Source organism: Terriglobia bacterium, from assembly GCA_020072645.1.
Lineage (GTDB): Bacteria > Acidobacteriota > Terriglobia > Terriglobales > Acidobacteriaceae > Angelobacter.
Genome location: JAIQGK010000018.1, coordinates 79,359 through 102,799, shown reverse-complemented (window position 1 = coordinate 102,799; position 23,441 = coordinate 79,359). Strand labels below are relative to the sequence as shown.

General features: G+C 55.7%; 18 protein-coding genes. 17 read left to right on the top strand and 1 reads right to left on the bottom strand.

Annotated features, from left to right (window positions below):
• The 17 genes from LAO76_23755 to LAO76_23675 form a co-directional block, all read left to right on the top strand.
• Positions 1-213, top strand: a 213-nt coding sequence (locus LAO76_23755; protein MBZ5493948.1) for a hypothetical protein, incomplete at its 5' end; no start/stop codon positions are given.
• A gap of 58 nt (positions 214-271) precedes the next feature.
• Complete coding sequence (gene mreC / locus LAO76_23750) at positions 272-1,696, top strand: rod shape-determining protein MreC (protein MBZ5493947.1); 1,425 nt, start codon at positions 272-274, stop codon at positions 1,694-1,696.
• Positions 1,693-2,211 carry a rod shape-determining protein MreD gene (mreD, locus tag LAO76_23745; GenBank protein ID MBZ5493946.1) on the top strand — a complete coding sequence of 173 codons (519 nt, stop codon included), beginning with the start codon at positions 1,693-1,695 and terminating at the stop codon, positions 2,209-2,211. The genes mreC and mreD overlap by 4 nt, the downstream gene beginning before the upstream one ends.
• 80 nt (positions 2,212-2,291) lie before the next feature.
• Positions 2,292-3,179, top strand: a complete 888-nt coding sequence (locus LAO76_23740) for a hypothetical protein (protein MBZ5493945.1) — start codon at positions 2,292-2,294, stop codon at positions 3,177-3,179.
• A gap of 235 nt (positions 3,180-3,414) precedes the next feature.
• A complete protein-coding gene (mrdA, locus tag LAO76_23735; GenBank protein ID MBZ5493944.1) occupies positions 3,415-5,514 on the top strand; it encodes a penicillin-binding protein 2 in 2,100 nt (699 codons plus the stop codon).
• The gene (gene rodA, locus LAO76_23730) at positions 5,514-6,635 is read left to right on the top strand and encodes a rod shape-determining protein RodA (protein ID MBZ5493943.1); all 1,122 of its coding nucleotides are present in this window, start codon (positions 5,514-5,516) and stop codon (positions 6,633-6,635) included. The genes mrdA and rodA overlap by 1 nt, the downstream gene beginning before the upstream one ends.
• A 444-nt stretch (positions 6,636-7,079) precedes the next feature.
• On the top strand, positions 7,080-10,178 hold the full coding sequence (locus LAO76_23725; protein ID MBZ5493942.1) for an Rne/Rng family ribonuclease: 3,099 nt from the start codon (positions 7,080-7,082) through the stop codon (positions 10,176-10,178).
• Positions 10,179-10,427: 249 nt separating this feature from the next.
• The gene (locus LAO76_23720; GenBank protein MBZ5493941.1) at positions 10,428-10,874 is read left to right on the top strand and encodes a MarR family transcriptional regulator; all 447 of its coding nucleotides are present in this window, start codon (positions 10,428-10,430) and stop codon (positions 10,872-10,874) included.
• 242 nt (positions 10,875-11,116) lie between these two features.
• Entirely contained in the window at positions 11,117-13,183 is a 2,067-nt protein-coding gene (locus tag LAO76_23715; GenBank protein ID MBZ5493940.1) for a fused MFS/spermidine synthase, read from the top strand.
• Positions 13,184-13,339: 156 nt separating this feature from the next.
• Positions 13,340-14,047, top strand: a complete 708-nt coding sequence (locus LAO76_23710; protein ID MBZ5493939.1) for a pirin family protein — start codon at positions 13,340-13,342, stop codon at positions 14,045-14,047.
• A gap of 811 nt (positions 14,048-14,858) precedes the next feature.
• Complete coding sequence (locus tag LAO76_23705) at positions 14,859-15,068, top strand: helix-turn-helix domain-containing protein (protein ID MBZ5493938.1); 210 nt, start codon at positions 14,859-14,861, stop codon at positions 15,066-15,068.
• Positions 15,069-15,119: 51 nt separating this feature from the next.
• The gene (locus LAO76_23700; GenBank protein MBZ5493937.1) at positions 15,120-16,178 is read left to right on the top strand and encodes a pilus assembly protein PilM; all 1,059 of its coding nucleotides are present in this window, start codon (positions 15,120-15,122) and stop codon (positions 16,176-16,178) included.
• Positions 16,175-16,795 (top strand): PilN domain-containing protein, encoded by a 621-nt coding sequence (locus tag LAO76_23695; GenBank protein MBZ5493936.1) that lies wholly within the window; start codon positions 16,175-16,177, stop codon positions 16,793-16,795. The genes LAO76_23700 and LAO76_23695 overlap by 4 nt, the downstream gene beginning before the upstream one ends.
• A gap of 33 nt (positions 16,796-16,828) precedes the next feature.
• Positions 16,829-17,485 carry a type 4a pilus biogenesis protein PilO gene (locus LAO76_23690; protein ID MBZ5493935.1) on the top strand — a complete coding sequence of 219 codons (657 nt, stop codon included), beginning with the start codon at positions 16,829-16,831 and terminating at the stop codon, positions 17,483-17,485.
• Between the two features lie 15 nt (positions 17,486-17,500).
• Positions 17,501-18,490, top strand: a complete 990-nt coding sequence (locus tag LAO76_23685; protein ID MBZ5493934.1) for a hypothetical protein — start codon at positions 17,501-17,503, stop codon at positions 18,488-18,490.
• Positions 18,491-18,607: 117 nt separating this feature from the next.
• Positions 18,608-20,731 carry a type IV pilus secretin PilQ gene (pilQ, locus tag LAO76_23680; protein ID MBZ5493933.1) on the top strand — a complete coding sequence of 708 codons (2,124 nt, stop codon included), beginning with the start codon at positions 18,608-18,610 and terminating at the stop codon, positions 20,729-20,731.
• A gap of 113 nt (positions 20,732-20,844) precedes the next feature.
• On the top strand, positions 20,845-21,285 hold the full coding sequence (locus LAO76_23675; protein MBZ5493932.1) for a hypothetical protein: 441 nt from the start codon (positions 20,845-20,847) through the stop codon (positions 21,283-21,285).
• Positions 21,286-21,755: 470 nt separating this feature from the next.
• Here LAO76_23675 and groL read toward each other — a convergent pair whose 3' ends face one another.
• Positions 21,756-23,417 (bottom strand): chaperonin GroEL, encoded by a 1,662-nt coding sequence (gene groL, locus LAO76_23670; protein ID MBZ5493931.1) that lies wholly within the window; start codon positions 23,415-23,417, stop codon positions 21,756-21,758.
• Between the last annotated feature and the right edge of the window lie 24 nt (positions 23,418-23,441).

The window sequence follows — 23,441 nt, the reverse complement described above, 5'->3', positions numbered from 1 at the left end:
CGAGTGTGGCGGACCAGCGGTTCTCCTTCATTGTTGGCTCCCGTCATACGAAAATCGGTGGACTCGGGTGGACCGAATTATAACTGGTTCAATCCGACTCAACAGTACTACCGTTTTCAAACCATTGCAGATGATTCACTGGCCAGCGTGGTGCTGGGCACGGGAAAAATGCTCAGCGACTTTAAACTCTTGAGGAAAATTTCTATCGAGTAACAACATGAGGGCGCGCCCCGGTGGCGCGTCCTCTTCTGGCCCTCCTTAGCGCAGCATCATGGAAAATTTCTTTACTCGGTACAAGAACCCGCTGGCACTGATGGCGGTTCTTTTCATTCAAGTGGTCGCTCTGGCCACCCAGGTGAAGCGTCCGGAAGGCGCAAAGCCAGGAAGTACCGGAAGCGGGACGCGGCTGATCCGCGTGTGGACTGTGACCGCATTTACTCCAGTGGAAAAGATGTTCGTTTCAACCGGACATTTCTTCCGCCACGGCTGGCACAACTATGCCGACCTTCGCGGCGCTCGCCAGCAGAACAAGGAACTGCAGGATGAAGTCGCGCGCTTGCAGATGGAGCAGGTGCGGCTCAAACAGGATGCGGACCAGGCCCGCCGATTGCAGGTCCTGCTGGACTTCAAGGAAAAGTTCATTTCAAAAACAGTGGCAGCCCAGGTAATCGGTTTCAGCGGAACGGAGCAGTCGCGGTTGATCACCATTGATAAAGGCTCACGCGACGGCCTTAGGCCTGACATGCCGGTGATTACCCCGGATGGGATTGTGGGCAAGGTGAAAGACGTTTTCAAACTGAGCTCGCAGGTGCTGCTGATCAACGATCATGACAGCGGAGCCGGCGTGATTCTGGAAAATTCCCGCCTGCAAGGAATCGTTAAAGGCACGCCTCTTGGCGAACTCCAGATCAATGACATCATGTCCGATGAGAAGGTAGAACCCGGCGAGCACTTGATTACCAGCGGCGGTGACCGCATTTATCCCAAAGGGTTTTCCGTTGGCACTGTGATTGCATCCACGCCGGACCATGACAACGATCCCTTTCTTGTCATCAAGATCAAGCCTGCGGCAGACCTCAATCGGCTGGAAGAAGTGCTGGTCATCACTGAGATGGCAGACAATTCGCATTCCGCTTCCGCAGGCCCGGAGCCCATGCGCGCCGCGGACATTCTGTCGCAACGGCTGCCCAGCGTTCCCAAAGTTGATCCAAACGCGCCGAAGACTCCCGGCGGTACACACACAGGAGTCCCACAGACCGGTGTTCCAGCGCCAAAAGCTTCTCCCACCGGAGGTGTTCAAGCAGGTGTTCCAGCGCCAAAAGCTTCTCCAACGCCCGCTATAACCAACAAACCGGCAACCGCAGGCGCTGAGCAGAAGCCGGGGAACGACGTCCACTGGAAACTACCGCCAACAGCGCCCGGAGCCACGCCCCCAGGTTCAACCACAAACAAAGCAGGCGCAGACGCGAAAACGCAGCCGGGCTCGGCCCAGAAGACTGCAACTCCATCTGGTGCAGCGGGAGCCGCCGCAACGGCCACGCCGCCCAAGCCGAAAGCTACTCCGACGAAACCCAAAGTTCCGACAGCCGCTCCCGATTCAAATGAACCAGGTGCTCCTTCCCCAACCCCGGCAAGCACGCCCGAGCCGACGCCGGCAGCACACCAACCAGCAACGCAGCAGAGGTCGCCGCGATGAACTCCAGCGTATCGCTAACCTCTCGCGAGGAAATAGAGGTACATCGGTTTAGCTGGCCGGTTTCCATCGGTATTCCGCTGCTGGCCATCTTTCTCCAGGTCTTTCTGAACCAAAGCCTGATGAAGGTGCTGGATCTGCCGCTGCTGGTGACAATCTTTTTTGCCGTCGCCCGCCGCCGGCCCATTCCCGGCATGATTACCGGGGCGTTGATCGGCACGCTGCAAGATGCCTGGACAGGACATCCGATTGGTCTTTTTGGGATTGCCAAGACCATCATTGGCTATCTGGGATCGTCTCTGGGCGTGAAAGTTGACGTTGATAACCCCGGCTCGCGCTTCCTGATGACGTTTGCTTTTGTCCTGATTCACCGCTTTGTTTATATGGCGATCAGCCTGCAACTGGTTGGCGGAAGTGAAGCCTGGATCTGGAGCCACACGCTGCTTTCAGCCCTGGTCAACGGGCTTGCGGCGGTCGTCCTGTTTGCTGCGCTGGATAAGTTCAAGCTTAGGAATTAACCCTGTCGCCTGGCTCACAAAAAAGGATCGATGAGCTGCGAATTGTGCGCTGAATGAATAGACGATAAACTGGCCGCCCTATGAGGATCGCGCTTCAATTCTTTTTGGCGATGGGACTGGCGATGAACGCGGCGGCAGCAACCACATCCTGCTCTCCCGTACCTGGAGCCGATCATATCTGGTCTAAGCCTGCGGTGCATTGGGTGTTCATCGGCGAGTTGCACGGTTCGAATGAAACTCCCGCTGCTTTTCGCGATCTCGTCTGCAATGCCATGGCGCAGGGAAAGCACGTTACCGTTGCCTTAGAGCGTCCAACGAGCGAGCAGGCCGCTCTGGATGACATTGTCACGGGCAAGGACCTTTCCGCAGCCAGGGAATCGCTGCTCCAACTACACGGCTGGAAAGAGGTTCTGGACGGCCGTGGAAGCGAAGCGATGCTGCGGCTGCTGGTCTCTTTGCGAGAGCTTCGCAGCCTCCATCCCGACTTAAAGGTTGTTGCATTCGATGCGCCCTACTCAGGATCGCCTGCCGGTGGGTCACGCGACGAAGCGCTGGGGCACGCTCTGCTTTCGTTACATCCAACAAAACCCAATGATCTGGTGCTCATCCTCACCGGGAATATTCACGCAATGCAAGCCTCGAAACGCGGCTACGACGTGGCGGCTATGTATCTTCCGCCCAAAGAAATTCTGAGCCTGGAAGTAACAGACTGGGGCGGAGAAACATGGTCCGACGACACACAAGGCGGCTGCGGTCCGTGGAAGGGCGGAGTTGGGGATAAGGGCGCAAAAAAGCCTTACGGGATATTTCTTGACCCAAGCTTGGCGCCTTTTGGAAAGGTCGATGGCGTTCTCTCCCTGGGGGTTCAACTGACAGCTTCCGCGCCTGCGGCCGGCATACCTTCTCCTGCTCCAGCTTGCCGCGTAAAGTTTCTCTCTGAGCACCAGGCCGTACCAAAGGACCAGTGACACTCGCCATCCGACCGGAGTTCCGGTCTAGGCATCGATGGTTATTTGCACAAGTTCTAAGAATCGTGAAGAGAGCCGGAGTTGTCCTTCCGGCAGGCCATGTAATCCTTCCGTAACCGCATCAGGTCTTCGTCTTACAGCATGCGTGGCCGATTTGCGGTACTCTAATTAGGGAACCCAAACAAAGGAAAATGGATCCTGGTTTGTTGCCGGAAAGCGACAAATCGCAACACGTATGCCGGGTCGCGACGAAAAAATTCCGCAGACAAAATTCTCCGTCGTCCAGTACCTCATTCTGGCAGTGTTCATCTTTCTTGCTTATGGGCTGTGGACGCTTCAGGTGCGCAAGAGTGATGAATACGTCACGCGCTCAGAGCAGAACCGGATTCGCCAGGTTCCGATCCTTGCGCCCCGCGGAAAAATTTACGACCGTGATGGGCAGTTGATCGTCGATAACTATCCGTCATTCTCTGCGCTGCTGCTGCGCGACCAGATGCGAGATCTCAACGCCGACGCGCAGAAGATCGCCGACGGTCTTCACCTTCCCGCGCAAGACATCATCGATAAAGTTCGGCGCTATCAACTGGCACGCAAGCCTGCCTTTGAGCCAATCATCATCAAGGACGACATCACACCAGACGAACGCGCGTTCATTGAGGCACATCGCGACGAATTTCCCGAACTGGAAACATTGATGATACATCGACGCCTGTATCCGAAAGATGGATTCATGGCGCACCTGATTGGCTACGTGGGTGAAGTAAGCGAAGACATGCTCAACTCGCCCAAGTTTGAACTGTATGAACGCGGCGATATCGTGGGCCAGTCCGGTGTGGAGCTGCAATACAACGATCTTCTGATGGGCAAAGACGGTTCGCGCCGCGTGCTGGTCAACAGCAAGGGCAAAGAAGTGGGGCGGCCGCCGAATGCGAACATCCCAGCGGTCAACGGGCAAAAGTTAAAACTGACGATAGATCTTGATATCCAGAAGGCAGCCGAGCAGGCGATGGAAGGCAAGAACGGGGCGGTTGTCGCCATGGACCCGCGCAACGGCGAGATTCTTGCCATGGTGAGCCGTCCGGCATTCGATCCCAATGACTTTGCCGTGCGCATCTCGCGCGAAGAATGGCTCAGGCTGGTGGAAGACCCGAATCACCCGCTGTTTAACAAGGCGATTCAGGCACAGTTGGCGCCGGGATCGGTTTTCAAGATCATCATGTCAGTCGCGGGGCTGCAGGAACGCGTGGCGCAAAATCTGCACGTGAACTGCGCCGGCGGCGGAGTATTTTTTGGCCGATACTTCAATTGCTGGGTCAAGGGCGAGCATCGCGTTCACGGTCCGGTGAACATCAGCAAAGGCATATATCAATCCTGCGACGTTTTCTTTTACACGCTGGCGGAGCGTCTGGGCATTGAGAAGATTGCCAAGTGGGCCACAGCCATGGGGCTGAGCAAAAAGACCGGGATCGACCTGCCCAATGAAGTCAGCGGCATCATGCCGTCAGAAGAGTGGAAGATGAAGACCTTCCGGCAGAAGTGGTATGCGGGCGAGGTCATCTCCGTGGGCATCGGCCAGGGCGCGGTCGCGGTGAGCCCGATTCAACTGGCGCGGACGATTGGCGGAATCACTATGGGCGGAACTTTCTATCGTCCACACGTGGTTGATCCTGAGCAGTTGCCGGCGCAATTTAAAAACACAAACGCCTCAACCATGCCGGATGTGGTGCACGTCCCTATCGATCCCCAGAACTGGATCACGATCACCGATGCCATGGCCGGCGTGGTGAATCCTCCTTCCCCGGGCATGCCGGAAGGAGGAACGGCCCCTAGCGCGCACATTCAGGGTGTGGATTTTGCCGGCAAGACGGGCAGCGCCCAGGTGGTTTCCAACGCGTTCCGCAAGAGCAAGGGCGGAGCAGGTAAACAATTCAATGACAACAGCTGGTTCGTGGGCGTAACGCCGCGCAGGAATCCTGAGATCGTCGTCGCCGTGCTATTTGAAGGCGGTGAGCATGGCAAGCTGGCTGCAAGATTGACTGCTCAAGTCGTAAGGGCCTACGTGGAGAAGCAGCGCCGGCTTCGCAATGATCCCATGCTGTTCAGTGACAAAGCTGATCCCGGCTCAGTGCCGATTGCCGGTGTGTGGAACCAGCCCGATTCGATTGGCCACGCCAAGCCTCACGCAGCGGATGAGCACGCCGATGCAGGCCAGGATGCGGCGAATGACAGCGAACTCCATGGCGGCACCGTGCTAATGAAGGTTGGTAAAACGCAAAAAGCCGGGCTTCGGAAGCTGGCGCAGCCTGTATCGATTGGAATAGCGGGGTCGGATTAATGCGGCGGCTGATCTCGTTTCGCGACTTTGACTGGCTCTTGCTTACGTTTGTATTGATCATCTGCTCGCTCGGCGTGCTGGAAATTTACAGCACCACTTACGGAACAAAGTTCGCCGGCGCACATATCCGCCAGGTTTACTGGATCATGGGCGGGCTGTTGGTGATGCTGGCCGTGAGCCTCATCAACTATCAAGTCCTTCTGGAAAATGCCAACTGGTTTTATGTTGCATCGGTGGTCTCGCTGTTGGCCGTCGCCCTGTTTGGCAAAAAATATCTGGGCGCACGCCGCTGGATACAGCTTCCCGGCGGACAACATTTCCAACCGTCAGAATGGGTAAAGATCGTATTGATCTTAATGCTGGCCAAACACTTCAGCGGACAGGGTGGTCAGGGTGAGCGTGAAGATGCGTCACTTTCTGAAATTGTGAAAGCCGGCTTAATTGCCGGAATTCCCATGCTGCTGGTCCTGAAGCAGCCCGATCTGGGGACCGCCCTGACGTATGTTCCTGTGGCGTTGATGGGACTGTTTCTGGGCGGAATCCAATTTCGCCACGCGGCGGCGATTCTGCTGATTGCCGGTGTGCTCATGCCGACGCTTTGGATTTACGGTCCCCGGATGCACCTGATCAAGCAATACCAGAAAGACCGTTTGACCAGTTTTCTGCATCCTGAGGCCGATTCACAGAAGACGGGGTATCAACTTGAGCAATCCAAGATAGCCGTGGGGTCAGGCGGGATTTGGGGCAAAGGTGTGCGAAAAGGCTCGCAAACACAGGGTTCATTCCTTCCTGAACCGCACACGGACTTTATTTTTGCCGCCTGGTCAGAAGAGCACGGCTTTGTGGGCGCAGTGGCCTTACTACTGCTATACTTCATGGTATTAATGCGTTTGATCCATAACGCTCAGACCGCGCCAGATAGCGCGGGCGGCTTTGTGGTGATGGGTGTGGTGGCGGTTTTGCTGTTCCACATCCTGGTAAACGCGGGAATGGTGGTCGGGTTTATGCCCGTCACCGGTATTCCTTTACCGCTGATGAGCTATGGCGGTTCGTCAGTTTTGTTCATGTTTCTGGCGCTGGGTATTGTGATGAATATTCGGATGCGCCGTTTCGTGAACTAAGCAAAGGATTTAGAAACCGCGCCAAGAGGCGCGATCAGTAACAGGATTTTTTCAAGATTGAACGTTACGCCCTGACGTTAAAAGAAAGGGCGCCGGCCGATTGAAGGGAAGCCGGAGAGTATCAGAAAGCATTGCCGGGCAGGGAACGGCCCCGCGGAAAGTACCCAGACAGACGCAAAACTATGGCGCTTGTTCGGGCACCGCAGTGTGGCCACAAACCCGGAGTGCAAAGGTGCACAGATTTTTCAAAAAAGTCATAGGCAGAGTGCAGATGTTGGCCGGCGAGCTTTACTCACCGCAGCCGAATTGTATTTCCTGCATAAGATCAGATTGAATTTCCGGGCACTCAAAGCCAGTCAACCCGCGCGCATGACGCCGGGCTCCTGACCTTTTTTCTGGACCTCCTGCACCCTCTTTCCCGCCGGTATACACCGGAGAAGTTACATGGCGAAAGAACTTTATGTCTCTTCCACCCCGCATGAAACCAAGGTAGCGGTGGTTGAAGAAGACCAACTTTCAGAAATATATTTTGAGCGAGAAAACGAATACACGCTGGCCGGCTCCATCTATAAAGGGCGCGTCACGCGCGTCCTGCCGGGCATGCAGTCCGCCTTTGTAAACATTGGCCTTGAGCGCGATGCGTTCCTCTACGTTTCCGATTTCCTGATGGAAGAAGACGAGGACAGCGACGCCATTGGCGAGGCCGTGGCCAGCTCCCGCAACTCACCGATCATTGAGGTGCGCAGCAGTCAGGGACAAGACGGGCCGATTGAGGCGCAGGAAATCATGCCGCCGATTACGGTCGGTGACGAAGAAGACGCAGACACAGAACAGGAATCTGCCGAGGGCGCGTCCTCTGAAAAAGGCGCTCCGCAAGAGCAGGAGCGTGAAGGCGCGCGCAAATGGCGCGGACGCCGCCGCCGCGGAAGAGGCGGACGCGACCGTTTTGCCGATCGCGGCGCTAACGATCAGGCAGCGGGCGATCGTGGCGAGCAGGATAAGCCGGTAGAAACCGCAACGGAAGAGCATAACGAAGCGCAACCGGAGAGCCGTCCAGAAGTCAGGCACGAGAGGCATGAAAATCGGCCAGAAGGACGGTCTGAGGGACGCCATGAAGGTCGCTCGGACTATCGCCGCGAAAATCGGCGCGACCGTTACGAAAGCAGACCCGAACAAAGCTTCGAGCACGCTGAACCAATCGTGCTGCCCGGGGAGTCGATTTCAAAATATCAGCCGCACGGCTCACAGTCTTCCACGGCAGCAACGCAAGCTCCGATTAAGACGGAGTCAGTGCCACGGCCCCGGCCTTCGACAGAATATTCCATCGATCCTTCGGCTTTTGCCGCGGGCTCCATGGTCCTGCCGGGCGAGACGTTGGCCAAGTACGGAAAAGATAAACAGCAGTCGCGCGGAAGGTCCGAACCGCCCACAGAACATCAGGCCGCAGAACGCGCGCCAGAGCACCAGGAGCGTGGTTTTCTTCAGGACGCTGAGTCCGCCGGTCCAATTCCCGCGAAGTTTGAGCAGGAAGACAGAACCGAAGCGCGCGTGGAAGCGCCCAGAGTTTTTCACCGCAGAGAGTCCGCGCCCGTTATTGAGGAACCTGAAGCCGATGAAACGACTTCAAGGTTTGAAGAGCCTCAGAAACCCGCGACAGAGCCGGAAGAAGAACGGTTTGAAAGGATGAACGTCGCCAGCGTTTTTGGCGGGGGCGCTGCCGAAGTGGAAGAAACCGCGGAGATCGACGAGGAAGAACAAGCCGAGGAAGCCACGCATCTTGACTCATCTCTGGAAGCACCTGAGCAAGAGCAGCAAGTGTGGACTCCAGCCGCCGGTTCTGGCGAAGTTTCTGAGCAGAATCGTGGAATGCAGGCGCGCGGCGTGATTGAGGAAGAAGAAATTGAGGAAGAAGAGAGTGACCTTCCGCGCTTTGAAGAAGATCTCGACATGGGAGAGTTCGAAGAACTGGAGGAAGAAGTTCTGGGCCAGTCCGGCGAGCAGATGGTCCCCATGGGCAAGGAATTGATGGAAGCCGTCCGGGACGCGCACGTGAACGAGCAGGCCACGGGGAAATATGAAGCCGAGGGGCTCGATCCGGACGAACTGGAAGAAGTGGAAGAAGCTTTTGGCCACGGCGAAGAAGACGCCGAGAGCGGTGACGTTGAAATCGAAGAAGCGACGCAGGAGGACCTGGAAGACGGCAGCGCGGAACATGGCGCTCCAGCAGCTTCAGGGTACCAGCAGCGTACTGAGCGCAGACCACAAGACCGTCGCGGCGGGCGCCGCAGGGGGCAAGGAGGCAGACCGATGCGTGGCCGGCCACGGCATCAGTCAGCGCGCCAGATGCCTGCCATCAGTGACCTGCTCAAGGAAGGCCAGGAAATTCTGGTCCAGATTGCCAAAGAGCCCATTGCGAAAAAAGGCGCGCGCATTACCAGCCACATCGCGCTGCCCGGACGCTATCTGGTCTACATGCCGACCGTGCACCACACGGGCGTTTCGCGCAAGATCGCTTCAGAAGAAGAGCGGCATCGCCTGAAGCGGATTGCGCTAAGCGAACGCGGCGAAGCGCAGGGGGGATTCATTGTCCGCACAGCGGCGGCGGGCGCGGAAGAACAAGACCTGCGCAACGATATTCGCTTCCTGATCAATTTATGGAATGAGATCAAGGGCCGCGCAGAAAGCTCGAAAGCACCGGCATTGATCTATCATGATTTGAACCTGGTGGAGCGTATTCTGCGCGATCAGGTGAGCGGCAGCTTTTCCGCCATATGGGCTGATACCGAGCAGGAATACGAGCGGATTCTGCGTTTCGTCAGCCGCTTCCAGCCGTCGCTGGTGAAGCGCGTAAAACTTTACAGCAAAGACACGCCGCTGTTTGAGCAGTTCAACATCACTGAAGAAATCAACAAGGCGCTTAAATCAAAAGTCTGGCTTCGGAGCGGCGGTTACATCGTCATCAACCAGACGGAAGCGCTGGTGGCCATCGACATCAACACGGGCAAATACGTGGGCAAGACCGCGCGTCTGGAAGATACCATCGTCAAGACCAATATTGACGCTATCAAAGAAATTGTTCGGCAGATACGGCTGCGCGATCTCGGCGGCATTATCGTGATCGACTTTATTGACATGGACGAGCGCCGCAATCGCGCCAAGGTAATGCAGGCGCTGGAAGAGGCTTTAAAGGCCGATCGCGCGCCTTCCAAGGTCCTGCAGTTCAACGATTTTGGCTTGGTCGCTATCACACGCAAGCGGGTAAAGCAGTCCCTGGAGCGCACGCTGGGACAGCCTTGCCCCACGTGCTCAGCCACGGGAATGATCAAGTCCGTTACGACCGTGTGCAATGAGATTTACGTGGAGATGCGCAAAATGTCGCGGCACTTTGAGCGCGACGTGATGGTCCGCGTGAATCCGGAAGTGGCCAAGGCGCTCAAGGGCAACAATGGGCGCTGGCTGCAGGAGATGGAAGAACTGGTGAAGCGGACGGTGCTGGTGAAGTCTGACCCGCTGCTGCACCCGGAGCAGTTCGATATTCAGTAAGAATCAGCTCACCGCAAAGGGCGCGAAGGTCGCAAACGAATAAGAGTTGGGCCTTTCGCGCCTTTTGATTCTTTTTCACCGCAGAGTGCGTTTAGAAGTGTAGAAAAAGAGACGTGTGGTTTCTTGTGATTTCCCAGTTTCTCCTTCTGCGCTCTTTGCGTCCTCTGCGGTTAATTCCCTTTGCGTTCTTAGAGCCCTTTGCGGTAAATTTTCCCCTCGACCAGGGTAATATCTTCAATCTCAAGAGACATGCCTAAGAAATTCAAAGGAACACCGACGCAGGAACGCGCTCTCAGTGCTTATGTGAAGCTGGAGCGCGCTGCCGGCGCTGCGTTCGCCTATGCGCGCGTCGGGCTGGAGGAAGAAGGGCTCACGCTTAGCCAGTTTGCCGTACTAGAGGCGCTGTATCACGTGGGCCCGCAGTGCCTGGGTGACCTGGCGCGGCGCATCCTTACCAGCAGCGGAAATCTTACGTTGGTGATCGATAACCTGCAGAAACGCGGTTTGGTGAAAAGAGAGCAGCAGGGCAAAGACAAGCGCTTTGTCCTGGCCTGCATCACGCCCGCCGGCGAAAAACTTATAGCCAAGATTTTTCCTGAGCACGCACGCCGGATCACCGAGGTCATGGGCCGGCTCAAGGCCGACGAGCAGGAGCAATTGGGGCAGCTCTGCCGGAAACTGGGCAAAGGCGAATAAAAGAGATTTGGAAATGAGTAATTTGGTAATTGGGTAATTGAAAAAGTGCCGCTCCTGAGTGCTGCTTAAATTACCAAATTACGGTACTGTCCTATTTCTGGTTGATTTGGGACAGTACCCAAATTACTAAATTACCCAATTACCAATCCCGTCTGTTATCTTTTTCGCTCATGCGTCCACGCGCCATTCTCTATGTTTCTGCCATCTTTTTAAGCAGCAGCCTTCTTTTCCTGGTGGAACCCATGGCAGGCAAGCGCCTGCTGCCACTGTTGGGAGGCTCCTCGGCGGTATGGATTACCTGCCTGGTGTTTTTCCAGACTGCGCTGCTGCTGGGCTATCTTTGCGCACACGCCATCGCCATGCGGTTATCGCGCCGGGCACAGTTGGTGGCATATGGATTCTTGCTTGCGCTAAGCCTGGTACAAGTGTTTGCGAATTTGAATCCGCATCCACATGCTTCTACCGTTCGTCCGGTTTTTAGTGTGTTGTGGGTTCTGGCGATGCTGATTGGGCTGCCGTTCCTCGCCTTATCGGCGACGAACCCGCTGTTGCAGTCCTGGTACGCTCATGGCCGGCCCGACCATGATGCTGCGCCACCTTACCGGCTGTTTGCTCTTTCCAATTTCGGATCATTACTGGCGTTGCTGGCTTATCCGGTTCTGATTGAACCGAATTTCAGCCTGCGAACGCAGACGCTGGCATGGTCGTTGGGATTTCTGGCGTTCGTGGTGGTCTGCGGAGTCATTATCGCCAGCAGAAGAACAGTGCCCGAGATCGGAGAGCCGGAGATACATCCATCGCCTGCCGTGAGCGTATCTGCGTCCGCTGCGCCCCAGGCAGCCGCCGCGGCAGCACCATCACTTTTGCCTGATGTAGTTCCCAGTCCAGGTGAAAGAACGCTGTGGCTGCTCATGGCAGCGTGCGGATCGCTGCTGCTTTCAGCCGTAACCAGCCACTTGAGCCAGAACATTGCCGCCATCCCGCTGCTGTGGATCCTTCCGCTCACGATTTATCTGCTTACGTTTGTGCTGGCCTTCAACGGTGGAAGAATTTATTCGCGAAAGCTAATGATGGGATTGCTTCCATCGGCGCTGGGGGGCGTGGGTTATCTGATCGTGGATACCACGATGGACGTTCCGATCATGATTTCCATACCGCTCTTCTGCCTGACTTTATTTATCGGAGCGTTTTTTTGCCACGGAGAGCTCTACCTGCGACGTCCTTCAGCGCGCTATCTTACGCAGTACTACTTGCTCATTGCGGCGGGCGGCGCGCTAGGATCCATGTTTGTGGGCGTGCTGGCGCCGGTGGTCTTTAGCGGAAGTTATGAGATGGCTTGGAGTTTGGTGTATACGGCTGCACTGGCGGCGGCGCTTATATGGCGACAGTACTGGGCGTGGCGGATCTTTTGGCCTGCGGCCGCAATCGGCCTGCTGGCAGTTGTTGTCTTGCAGGAGCGCGCCGACCGAGAAAACGCAATCGTGCAAGTAAGGAGTTTTTACGGGACTCTGCGGGTAACCGATGAAGAGACAGAAGACGCGGGAAGGTATCGCACGCTCATTCACGGGACCATCCAGCATGGAACGCAGTTCATGGCCAGTGACGAGTTGCGGCGGCTGCCAACTACTTATTACTCGCGGGATTCGGGAGTCGGGCTGGCGCTGGACAATTGTTGCAAAGGCAGGCCGCGCCGGGTGGCCGACATCGGCTTGGGGACGGGGACGCTGGCGGCTTATGGAGAGCCGGGAGACGTTTTTCGTTTTTATGAGATTGACCCGCGCGTGGAGGTCATCGCCAAGAATGTCTTTACTTACCTGCGGGAGTCGCGGGCAAAGATAGAGATCGTGCATGGTGACGCCCGGCTTTCCATGGAGGCGGAGCCGCCCGAGAATTATGACGTGATTGCCGTAGATGCCTTTTCCGGCGACGCAATCCCCGTCCATCTCCTCACTGCCGAGGCGATCAAGCTTTATGAGCGGCACCTGGCTCCGGGTGGGATTATTGCATTCCACATCTCCAACACTTATCTGAGTCTGGCCCCTGTGGTGCAGGAACAAGCTGACCATGCCGGCCTGCATGCTGTGCTGGTATCGACCGAGGACAACGATGACACCGGCGCTTTTAGTTCAGACTGGGTGCTGGTAACGGCCAATGAGAAATTTCTGGCCCTGCCGGAGATTGCCGATGCCAGCGCAAAGATCGATCTGAAACCCGGCCTGCGTCTCTGGACTGACGACTACAGCAGTCTTTTGCCGATCATGAACTTCCGCGCGGCACCCAAGAAGGACCCAACCGAACCAGACAAATGAGGGCCCAGCCACGGCCCTCCGGCAATCCTGAATCTGCTATTATCCCCTTTTGAAACTATTTTGATGTCAAAGCATCTAATGGCAGAAATCAAGTCCTGGATATTCCAGCTAAGGGAGACCGGAGCAGGAGCATAATCCAGAAATTGCGGGGACAATATGATTCAGGTAAGAAAAGCCAAAGACCGCGGCCATGCCGACCATGGCTGGCTGAACACGTACCACACATTTTCATTCAGTGATTATTACGATCCAAAGCACATGGGGTTCCGCAGCCTGCGCGTGATCAATGAAGACTGGGTGCAGCCGGGCTACGGTTTTCCCACGCATCCGCATCGCGATATGGAGATCATTACCGTGGTGCTGGAAGGGTCGCTGGAACACAAGGACAGCATGGGAACGGGCTCAGTGATCCGTCCGGGAGAAGTGCAGAAGATGAGCGCCGGGACCGGAGTTCGCCATAGCGAATTCAACCATTCAAAGACCGAACCCGTCCATCTTTACCAGATATGGATTCTGCCGGAGAAAGAAGGCATTAAGCCGAATTACGAGCAGAAGGGGATTCCTGCGGAAGAGAAGCAGGGCAAGCTCAGGCTGGTGGCATCACCAAGCGGCGGCAATGGAAGCAACGCAGTAAAGCTGTATCAGGATGCCGAGCTGTATACCGTTGCGTTGGGCAAATCGGAATCAGTGAAGCATGAGCTCAGGGAAGGTCGCTATGCATGGATACAGGTGGCACGCGGCGCGGTGACCGTGAATGGACAGGAATTGAAGGCCGGCGATGGAGCGGCGGTGTCGAAAGAAATGAAGCTGGAAATCAACGGGACTGCGGACGGCAGTGAAGTGCTGTTGTTTGATCTGGCGTAACCAGAGCTGCCGGCTACTAGCTGCTGGTGTGGTGTCTCACAAATACCTTTACAAAGAGTTGGCCCGATACTTGCTTTGCCGAAAAGATTATTCCGCGCAGCCGAAGGCGCTGCGGTCCACAATGATTTGTTTATTGCATGCATTGTCGAGTTATTTCAGAGACACCACACTAATTTAGCTGCTGACCAAAGCAAATCAGCCGCGAATTTCTCGAATGACCACGAATCGAGGATGATTCGGATTACTTCGCCTTGTTTCGCGACTAATTTTTCCATGTCGATTTTAGAGTCTGTTGCAATTTGCATGGCGGTATGCAGTTGAAATTTTCGTTCTTCAATCAGGCTTGGAGGCCGTAAATGCGGCCATTGATTGGCGGGCTGGCGGTATGTCGTAATCCTCAGAGTTCGATTTCTTTCAGGAAATTCAGGAATTCCTCTGATTTCCGTCCCATAAGTTCACATTACTTTCGGGGTAATCCCTGAGTCCTGCACTGCTCCCTTAGTAACATTTGAGGTGAAATCGCGAACCGTGTGCATTAATACCACAATAACTTGTGGTGCTATGCCGTTTGTGTCGCAGGATTTAGATGTCTGACCGGATAAAATCTGGTACTAGCCCCAAAGATACCCCCCAAACACCGGAAGAAACCGGAAGTTACCTATTGACCTAGCGTTTTAAGCCGGATATAACTCGCATCGACCTGAAGTTTTCCCCCCCCGAGAAGACCAAGGATTTCTCCACAGGCCTCAACGAAGGCCATCAACTCACTGTGGAAAGGCTACACATTATGGCGGCAGATTCGCGTGAGGTAATGAATATCCGGCAGGCCTCGCAATACCTGGGGGTCAGCCCGGACACGCTGTACAAATATGTGACCGAAGAAAAAATCCCTGCCTTCAAGCTCGGGAACCGCTGGAAGTTCAAGAAGACGATTCTGGACCAATGGATGGAACAGAAGAGCACGATGAACATGAGCGGAGCCAAGAAGAAGCCGAAAGCGGCCAAGGCAGCGGTGCGGTAAGTGCGGGACGCCGGGGAAACGAACAGAAATCAGTAAACAAGGTGGGACGGCATGTTTGGAATAGGATCAGGAAAGTCGATTGTGGGACTGGACATCGGCTCCAGTTGCATTAAGGCGATCGAACTGAAGCGCTCAAAGGGCGAGATTGTGGTTTCGCATCTGGGCGTAGAGCCGCTGGCCAGCGACATTGTGGTGGACTCCATGATCGTCGATTCGGGCAGCGTCTCCAGCGCGATCAGCAAAATGTTTGGCGAGCACGCAATCAAGACCAAATCGGTGGCGACATCGGTCAGCGGGCACTCGGTGATCGTGAAAAAAATCAGCGTTCAACCCATGAGCGAAGGCGAGCTTGCGGAAAGCATCACCACGGAAGCCGCGCAGCATATACCTTTCGATATTGCTGACGTGAACGTGGACTTTGACATCCTGAATCCTGACGATACGGGCCCGCAGATGGATGTGCTGCTGGTGGCGGTAAAGAAAGACAAGATCCTGAACTATACGAACGTGCTCTCACTGGCGGGGAAAACACCCGCGGTGGTGGATATTGATGCGTTCGCTTTGCAGAACTGCTACGAATACAACTATCAACCGCATCATGACACGACGGTGGCCCTGCTGAACCTTGGCGCCAGCGTGATGAACATCAACATCGTGAAAGGCACCACGCCGCTGTTTACCCGCGACGTGAGCGTCGGCGGCAACCAGTACACAGATTCGCTCCAGAAAGAACTGGATTTGAGTTTTGACGATGCCGAGTCACTCAAGCTTGGACGAAAAGTAGGAACGGTCAGCGAGGACGCCAAGCTGCCAATCCTGCAACAAGTAACGGAAATTATCGTGCTCGAAATCCAGAAGACATTTGACTTCTTCCGGGCCACGGCGTCTGGCGAGCACATTGAACGCATTTACCTGGCGGGCGGATCGTCACGCGTGCCCGGCCTGGTGGAAGCGCTGCGGCAGGAATTCTCCTTGCCGGTGGAAGTGCTGAACCCATTCCAGCGCATTGTTCCGCCGGCTGATTCTCTGGAGCACGACATATTGGAACAGAACCCGGGACAGCTCGCGGTTGCGGTGGGTTTGGCCCTGAGGAGCTTTGAAGACCTATGATTCGCATCAACCTGCTTGGAGTTCCGAAGAAAACGACGCGCGGCGGGCGCCGTGCCAGTACGGTGGCAGCCACTGGCGGAGGCGGCGAAGGATCCAGCACCCTCATCCTGGGCCTGATTTTTGCGGGTGCGCTGGCGGTGCTGATCGGTCTGGCCCATGTGTGGGTGCAGCGTGAACATGACGTGCTGGAAAAGAACCTGCAAAAAGCCCAACAGGAGAACATGCGTCTGGCGGACGTGAAAGCTAAATATGAGGCGAGCAAGAAAAAAGCCGACATGTATGAGCGCCGCGTCAAAGTCATCGACGAACTGAAATCGGCCCAATCTGGTCCCGTGGACCTGCTGAATCTGGTGGCCGATACCATCAACAGCACTGACGCGGTCTGGCTTGACACCATGACCAATGACGGCAAGACGCTGAATTTTACCGGAATGGCGTTAAGCCCGAATTCAGTGGCCGACCTGATGGCGAACCTGAGGAAGACCGGCGCATTCAGAACGGTCGAGATCAAAGAAACAGCCCAGGACAGCGCCGTGAAGGAAGTCCAGGCATTCAAGTTTGAACTGATTTGTGAAATGAACCCTGGGTACAAGAAATCCCAGAAGCAGCAGTCGTAACGCAGTAGTTATCCACCGGGGACGGTTTTGTATATGGCTAAATTCGGAGAAATGTCGTTAGGAGCGCGGGCAGGAATCCTGTTCCTTGCCGCGGCCATGGTGGGCGCAGCCTACTACTACATCTATTTCAATCCCATGTATCAGGCGAACCAGCAGCTTGACGCCAGGATCAAGGAAAAGAAGGCGGAGAACGAGACGCTGAAGATGTTCGAGCCCAAGCTGGCTGAAGTGAACCGCAATATGGCGATCCTGCAGCAGCAGCTGGAAATCCAGAAGCGGATCGTTCCAGAAGACAAGGATGCGGACCAGTTCATCAAGTTGTTGCATGACACGGCCGCGACCTCTGGCATTGAGATACGGCGATATACGGCGATGCCGGTGAGCAACAAGGAGTTCTATAGCGAAGTGCCGTTTGCCATCGATATTGACGGACCGTATTACTCAGTGCTGAATTTTTTCCAACGGGTGGCTGAGTTGGAGAGAATCGTCAATGTGGGCAACATGCAGATGGGCAATACCAAGAGCGGCAGCGCGGCCAAGGTAAAGGGTTCTTACACCTATGCTCCGGGAGAAACTGTGCTGGCCAGCTGCACGGCAACAACTTTCTTTAGTCATGAACCGGAAGAGCAACCGGCCCCAGGGCCGCCGAAGCCGGGTCAACCAGCTCCGTCGCCAACGGCGAAGCCGTAAAAGAGTTTCAGAATAATGAAGAGTGCACAAAAGGGAATTGAGATGAAGCTGATACAAATTCTCGCGCTTGCAACAGCCATGGCGACGGTGGCCACGGCGCAGAATTCCAGCGCCAATAGCCAGCCCACACCATCTCCAACTCCGGCGACGGCCGGCAAAACAGGTGCCACAAAAAAGCCGGCCGCAAAGAAAGCAGCCAGCGGCGACCAGAAGAGCGGCGCCAAGAAAGCGCCTGGAACTTCAGCGAAGACGTCGAGCAACAACGCTGCCAGTCCTAAGGCTGATCCGGCGCCAAAGAGCGGAGCATCCCCTGCCGCAAAAGCCAAGCCCGCGGTAAAGACGACCACCGAACCGGTAAAAACCAAGTCTGCTGGAACGCAGGCAAAAGGCGCGCCCACACCGGTGGTGGCAGCCAAGGACGGCGGCAATCATAGTGCTGCTAAAAAGACCGAAACAAAAAAGGCGGAGACCAAGAAAGCGCCTCCCGCAAAAGCACCAGCCGTAGTTGCCGTAAAACCTATTGCGCCAGTCAAGAAAGCCCCGGGAAAACAAACCAAAGCGGCTGCGAAGCCAAGTGTGCAAGTGCCAGTCAAAGCACCGGCTCCTGGGACCGCACAGAAAAATCCTCCGGCACAGACACCAGAAAAGCCGAAGCCTTCAACCAGGGCATTCGGAGCGCACGGACGCCGAGATCCATTCGTGAGCCCCATTGTTTCCAAGGATGGGATCAGCCGACCGGCGCCGAATTGCACCAGCGGCAAACGGTGCCTGGTGATCCCGGAACTGGTACTGCAAGGCACAGTAAAAGATACATCGGGCAAGATGATGGCAGTGGTGGCCAACAGCATCAAGAAGACGTACTTTCTCAGGGAAAACGATCAGGTATTCCAGGGAAGCGTGGAAAAGATCACCAGTGATTCCATCATCTTTCGCGAATATGTGAAAGACGCTTTAGGACGCGAGACCGCACGTGAAGTAGTGAAGAAACTTGTACCGCCTTCGTAAAAGAAGTTGCCTGGAAATAGAAAGAAGTTGAATTGAGAAGTTGAAAGCAGTAAGGGCCGAACCAAAGGAACACACCAGCCGTAGTTTGGGAAATATAGGTTGTAGCGGCTGGAAAGCTTGTCAGGACACGCGTTAAAAACGCTGCGCATGACCGGCGGTGAAGTGCCGCCGGGACGGGGAGACAAAGTGATGAGGCTTAAGCAACTGCTAGGAATCGTTCTGTTGGCCAGCGTGAGCGCCATGGCCGCGAACACCGTTTCGCAACCGAGCGACGTTCAGGTGACGAACCAGAACGGCGCTGCTGCACAAAAACCCGGAGCGACAACGCGTATTGGCAAGATTTCTGTCGCCCGCGGCGGCGACGGCTTGAACATCGAGATCAGCGGCAGCGGCCCGATGACGGCCAAGACCATGAAGCTGACGCACCCCGACCGCGTTGTCGTGGACATCCCGAATTCAGTGCTCCAGGGACGCGCGCGCGAAATTCCAGTCAACAGCGGCGACGTGAAATCGGTGCGCGTGGGGCGCTACCAGGAAGGGACGACCCGCATTGTGGTGGACATGGCGCAAATGCGCGATTTCCAGATTGCTCCGGAAGGGAACAAGCTGGTTGTAAGCATGCGTGACAGCTCGACTTCCAAGCCAGCTCCAATTCCCGCAATGAAACAAGCTGTAGTCACTGCAGATGCCACGCCGCGGACTGCTGCGCCGGAACCGGCCCCTGCCAAAGCAGTGGCAAAAACTGAAGAGAAAGTGGTGGAAGCCACGCGCTCCAGGTCTGAAGTGGCGGCTTCACATTTTGCCGGTCCCGCGCCGGCGCTGCCCAGCATCAACCAGCCTCCATTCGCCACGCATGCCAGCCTGGCTGCCGAACCAGCAGCCATCAATGCGGCATTGCAACAACAGCAGCAGCAGCCCTCTCAGTCAACTCCCGCCGGAACCACAGTTTCAGTTTCCGGACCGACCAGCACCAATTGCACAACCGGCCGCTATACCGGCGAGCCGTTTGGCATGAATTTTAAAGACCTTGACCTGAAAGATTTTTTCCGCCTGATCCACGAGATCAGCGGATTGAACGTTGTGCTGGATCCGTCCGTGAAAGGCTCCGTCACCATCGTTCTGGACGATGTACCGTGGGACCAGGCTCTGGCGATTGTGCTGGATAACAACGGACTGGCCTGCACCCTGCAGGGCAACGTGCTGAGAATCGCCACACTGGAAACGATGAAGACAGAAGCGGAGTCTCGTCGTGCCCAGCAGGATGCGCAAGCCCTGGCCGTTCCCAAGCAAACCATCACGCGCTACCTGAGCTATGGTCACGCCAAAGACGCGGCGACGGTGGTGAAGAAGTTTCTTTCCGCCCGCGGTGACGTTGTGGCCGATGATCGCAGCAACGCGCTGATCATTGAAGACATTCCCTCAGTCCTCCCCAAGGTTGAGGAACTTATCAAGATGCTGGACCGCAAAACTCCTGAGGTGGAGATTGAAGCGCGCGTAGTAGCTTCCACGCGTACGTTTGCCCGCGATATCGGCACCCAGCTGGGAGCCAGCTTTGGCAGCGGCAACAGCGCCGTGGGAGGTGCAACCGGCGCAAGCCCGATTGATATCACCGGCCTGGTTCCGCGATTCATCACTGCACCGGGCGATTCAAAATCCATTCCGCTGTTCTCCAACCTGCCGGCCACTGGGCCGACCAGCGGCATCCAGTTCACGACCGCGACAAACGGTTTCCGTCTTGACTTCATCCTTACGATGGCGGAAAGCCGCGGACTGTTGAAGATTTTGTCGCGTCCGCACATCGTTACCCAGAACAACATTTCCGCGCTGATCAAGCAAGGTTCACGTATCCCCGTGGTGACGCAGGCACAGTTGGGAGGCCCGCCTACGGTCACCTACGTGGAAGCTTTCCTGCGCCTGACCGTGGTGCCGCAGATTACGGCGGACAACACGATCTTCCTGAATGTTGATGTCGAGAACACAGTGCCTGACTTCAGCCGAGTGAGCGGTTCACAATTGAATCCGACACTCAACACGCAACAGGCGACCACGCAGGTGCTGGTCTCTGACGGCGGAACGGTCGTGATTGGCGGCGTAATTCAGACGCAGAATAGCGTCGCTATCGCGCAGGTACCGTTGCTGGGCAGCATTCCGCTCCTTGGCAATCTGTTCAAGCACACCAACGTGAATACCTCAACCGCAGAGCTAATCTTCTTTATCACTCCAAAAATCATTCAAACCTAGTAATCGCATTTGCGTGCCCGGGGGATTTACCCCCGGGCTTTTTTTGTGTCGCAGAACTTACCGGCCAACCGCTTCATACCTACTACGAATTTGTACTGAACCTACTTAGAAATGTGTACTTATTACCGCTAATACTAGTTCCAAAATGGAACCATATAGAGTATTCGCAAGAGGCGGGCGAAAAATATACGGCTGCGATTCTGGTGGAGGGGCAGCTATTCAACAAGAAAACAGGTTTTGCCAAGAATATCCATTTTATGGATAAGGTTTTGCCTCCAACGGGAACTCTGCGCAGTCATTTCCTGACGCTGGGCCGCCAACCTGTCGAAGACAATTTCCCATCGGACGTATCTTTCCGATCGGTGGCTGCGGTTCGCAACATTGATATTGTTTCGGTCACCGTGGTTCCGACTGTGAAATTCCTGCGGAATGGGGCGCTTCAGACCTTGACCTTATCATCCCGGTCATTGCGCTCGGCCGAATCTTTGCTGATCGATTTCAGCGAGGAGCAAAAGATGGGTCCCTCCCGCCGGACTTCACTCAAGGCAGCCTAGATCTTACTCCTACACAGGCCGGGCTAGCATTGTTGCGGAGCTTTTTAACTTCAGTCAAAGTGCGGGTATGTAGTCGGCCCTTCCTTTTCCTCGTATCCAATCCGCTCCAGTTCATCTATCTGGCGCATAGACGGTAGTTTTCAGACCACCATCATGATCGAGAACACAGCCAATGAAGATGATCGCGTTACTTTGCGCCTGTATTCCGAGCGGGGTATCTACGCCAAGACATTTGACGTATCTGCGGGGGAACCATTAAAAATCAATGTCCGAGACCTACAGCAGAATGCCATGCCAGATGATAAAGGCAACCTCCTGTTTGATACTTTAGGTGTACTATCGCTTGTTGGGAGCCACAGTAACCGAAGCAAGCTGTCTTACGGTAAGATTTTTAACTTACAAAACAAAAGAAGCCCCGCATTTTTGCGGGGCTTTGAAGTGTTGCTTGTATTGGAGCGAGCTAATTTAAATTACATTCCCGGATATCCGCCGTGCTCGCCGCCGCCCGCCGGAGCTTTCTTGTCTTCCGGAACGTCGGAGACCAGAGCTTCGGTGGTCAGCATCAGAGCAGCGATGGATGCCGCATTCTGCAGGGCAGTGCGGGTCACCTTGGTGGGATCGATCACGCCGGCCTTAACCAGGTCCTCAAACTTGTCAGTCTGAGCGTTGTAACCGTAATTATTGTCTTTTGAGTCGCGGATCTTGCCCACAACGATTGCACCCTCTTCGCCGGAGTTGGCCACGATCTGGCGCAAAGGCTCTTCCAGGGCGCGACGCACGATTTCCGCACCGGTTTCCTCATCGTCATTCTTGAACTTGAGGTCATCCAGGGCAGACTGGCAACGGACCAGGGCAACGCCGCCGCCCGGAACAATGCCTTCTTCCACGGCAGCGCGGGTCGCGTGCATTGCGTCTTCCACGCGGGCTTTCTTTTCCTTCATTTCGGTTTCGGTCGCGGCGCCCACTTTGATCACGGCAACGCCACCCACCAGCTTCGCCAACCGCTCCTGCAGTTTTTCGCGGTCATAGTCGCTGGTTGCTTTTTCCGACTGCGCGCGGATTTCACGCACGCGGCCTTCAATCTCAGATCCCTTGCCTTTGCCTTCCACGATCGTGCAGTTGTCTTTATCGACCGTGATTTTCTTGGCGCGGCCCAGATCAGTCAGCTCAATGCTTTCCATCTTGATGCCAAGATCTTCCGTGATGGCCTTTCCGCCGGTCAGGATTGCGATGTCCTGCAGCATGGCCTTGCGGCGATCGCCGAAGCCAGGCGCTTTCACGGCGCAAACCTGTAGCGTGCCACGCAGCTTGTTCACCACCAGGGTCGCCAGCGCTTCGCCGTCAACGTCTTCTGCAATAATGAGCAGCGGACGGCCGGCTTTGGCCACCTGTTCCAGAATCGGGAGCAGGTCCTTCATGGTGCTGATTTTCTTTTCATTGATGAGGATGAGCGCGTCATCCAGAATGGCTTCCATGCGCTCGGGGTCGGTCACGAAGTAGGGAGAGAGATAGCCGCGGTCAAACTGCATGCCTTCCACTACTTCCAGGCTCGTTTCCATGGTGCGGGACTCTTCCACGGTGATCACGCCGTCTTTGCCGACTTTCTTCATGGCTTCGGCAATAATGCGTCCAATGGTTTCGTCGTTGTTGGCGGAAATGGTGCCAACCTGGGCAATCATGTCGCCGCTCACGGGCTTGGAGAAGGTGTCCAGGAAGCCCTTGCTGCGCTCGCCCTCTTTGTTCAGGGTGCCGCAGATGGTGTTTACAGCGCGCTCAATGCCGCGCTTCAGCGCCATCGGGTTCGCGCCGGCGGCAACAGTCTTTACGCCATCGCGATAGATGGCCTGGGCCAGGACGGTTGCGGTGGTGGTGCCGTCACCGGCAACGTCGCTGGTTTTACTGGCCACTTCACGCACCATCTGTGCGCCCATATTTTCCAGGTGGTCGCCCAGTTCAATTTCCTTGGCCACGGTCACGCCGTCTTTGGTGATGACGGGGGAACCGAACTTTTTGTTGATCACGACGTTGCGGCCGCGGGGGCCCAGCGTCACTTTCACTGCGTCTGCCAGAACATTCACACCGCGCAGGATCGCCTGGCGGGATTCTTCACCGTGCACAATAATTTTTGACATTGTTTCTCGTCTCCTATCAAGATT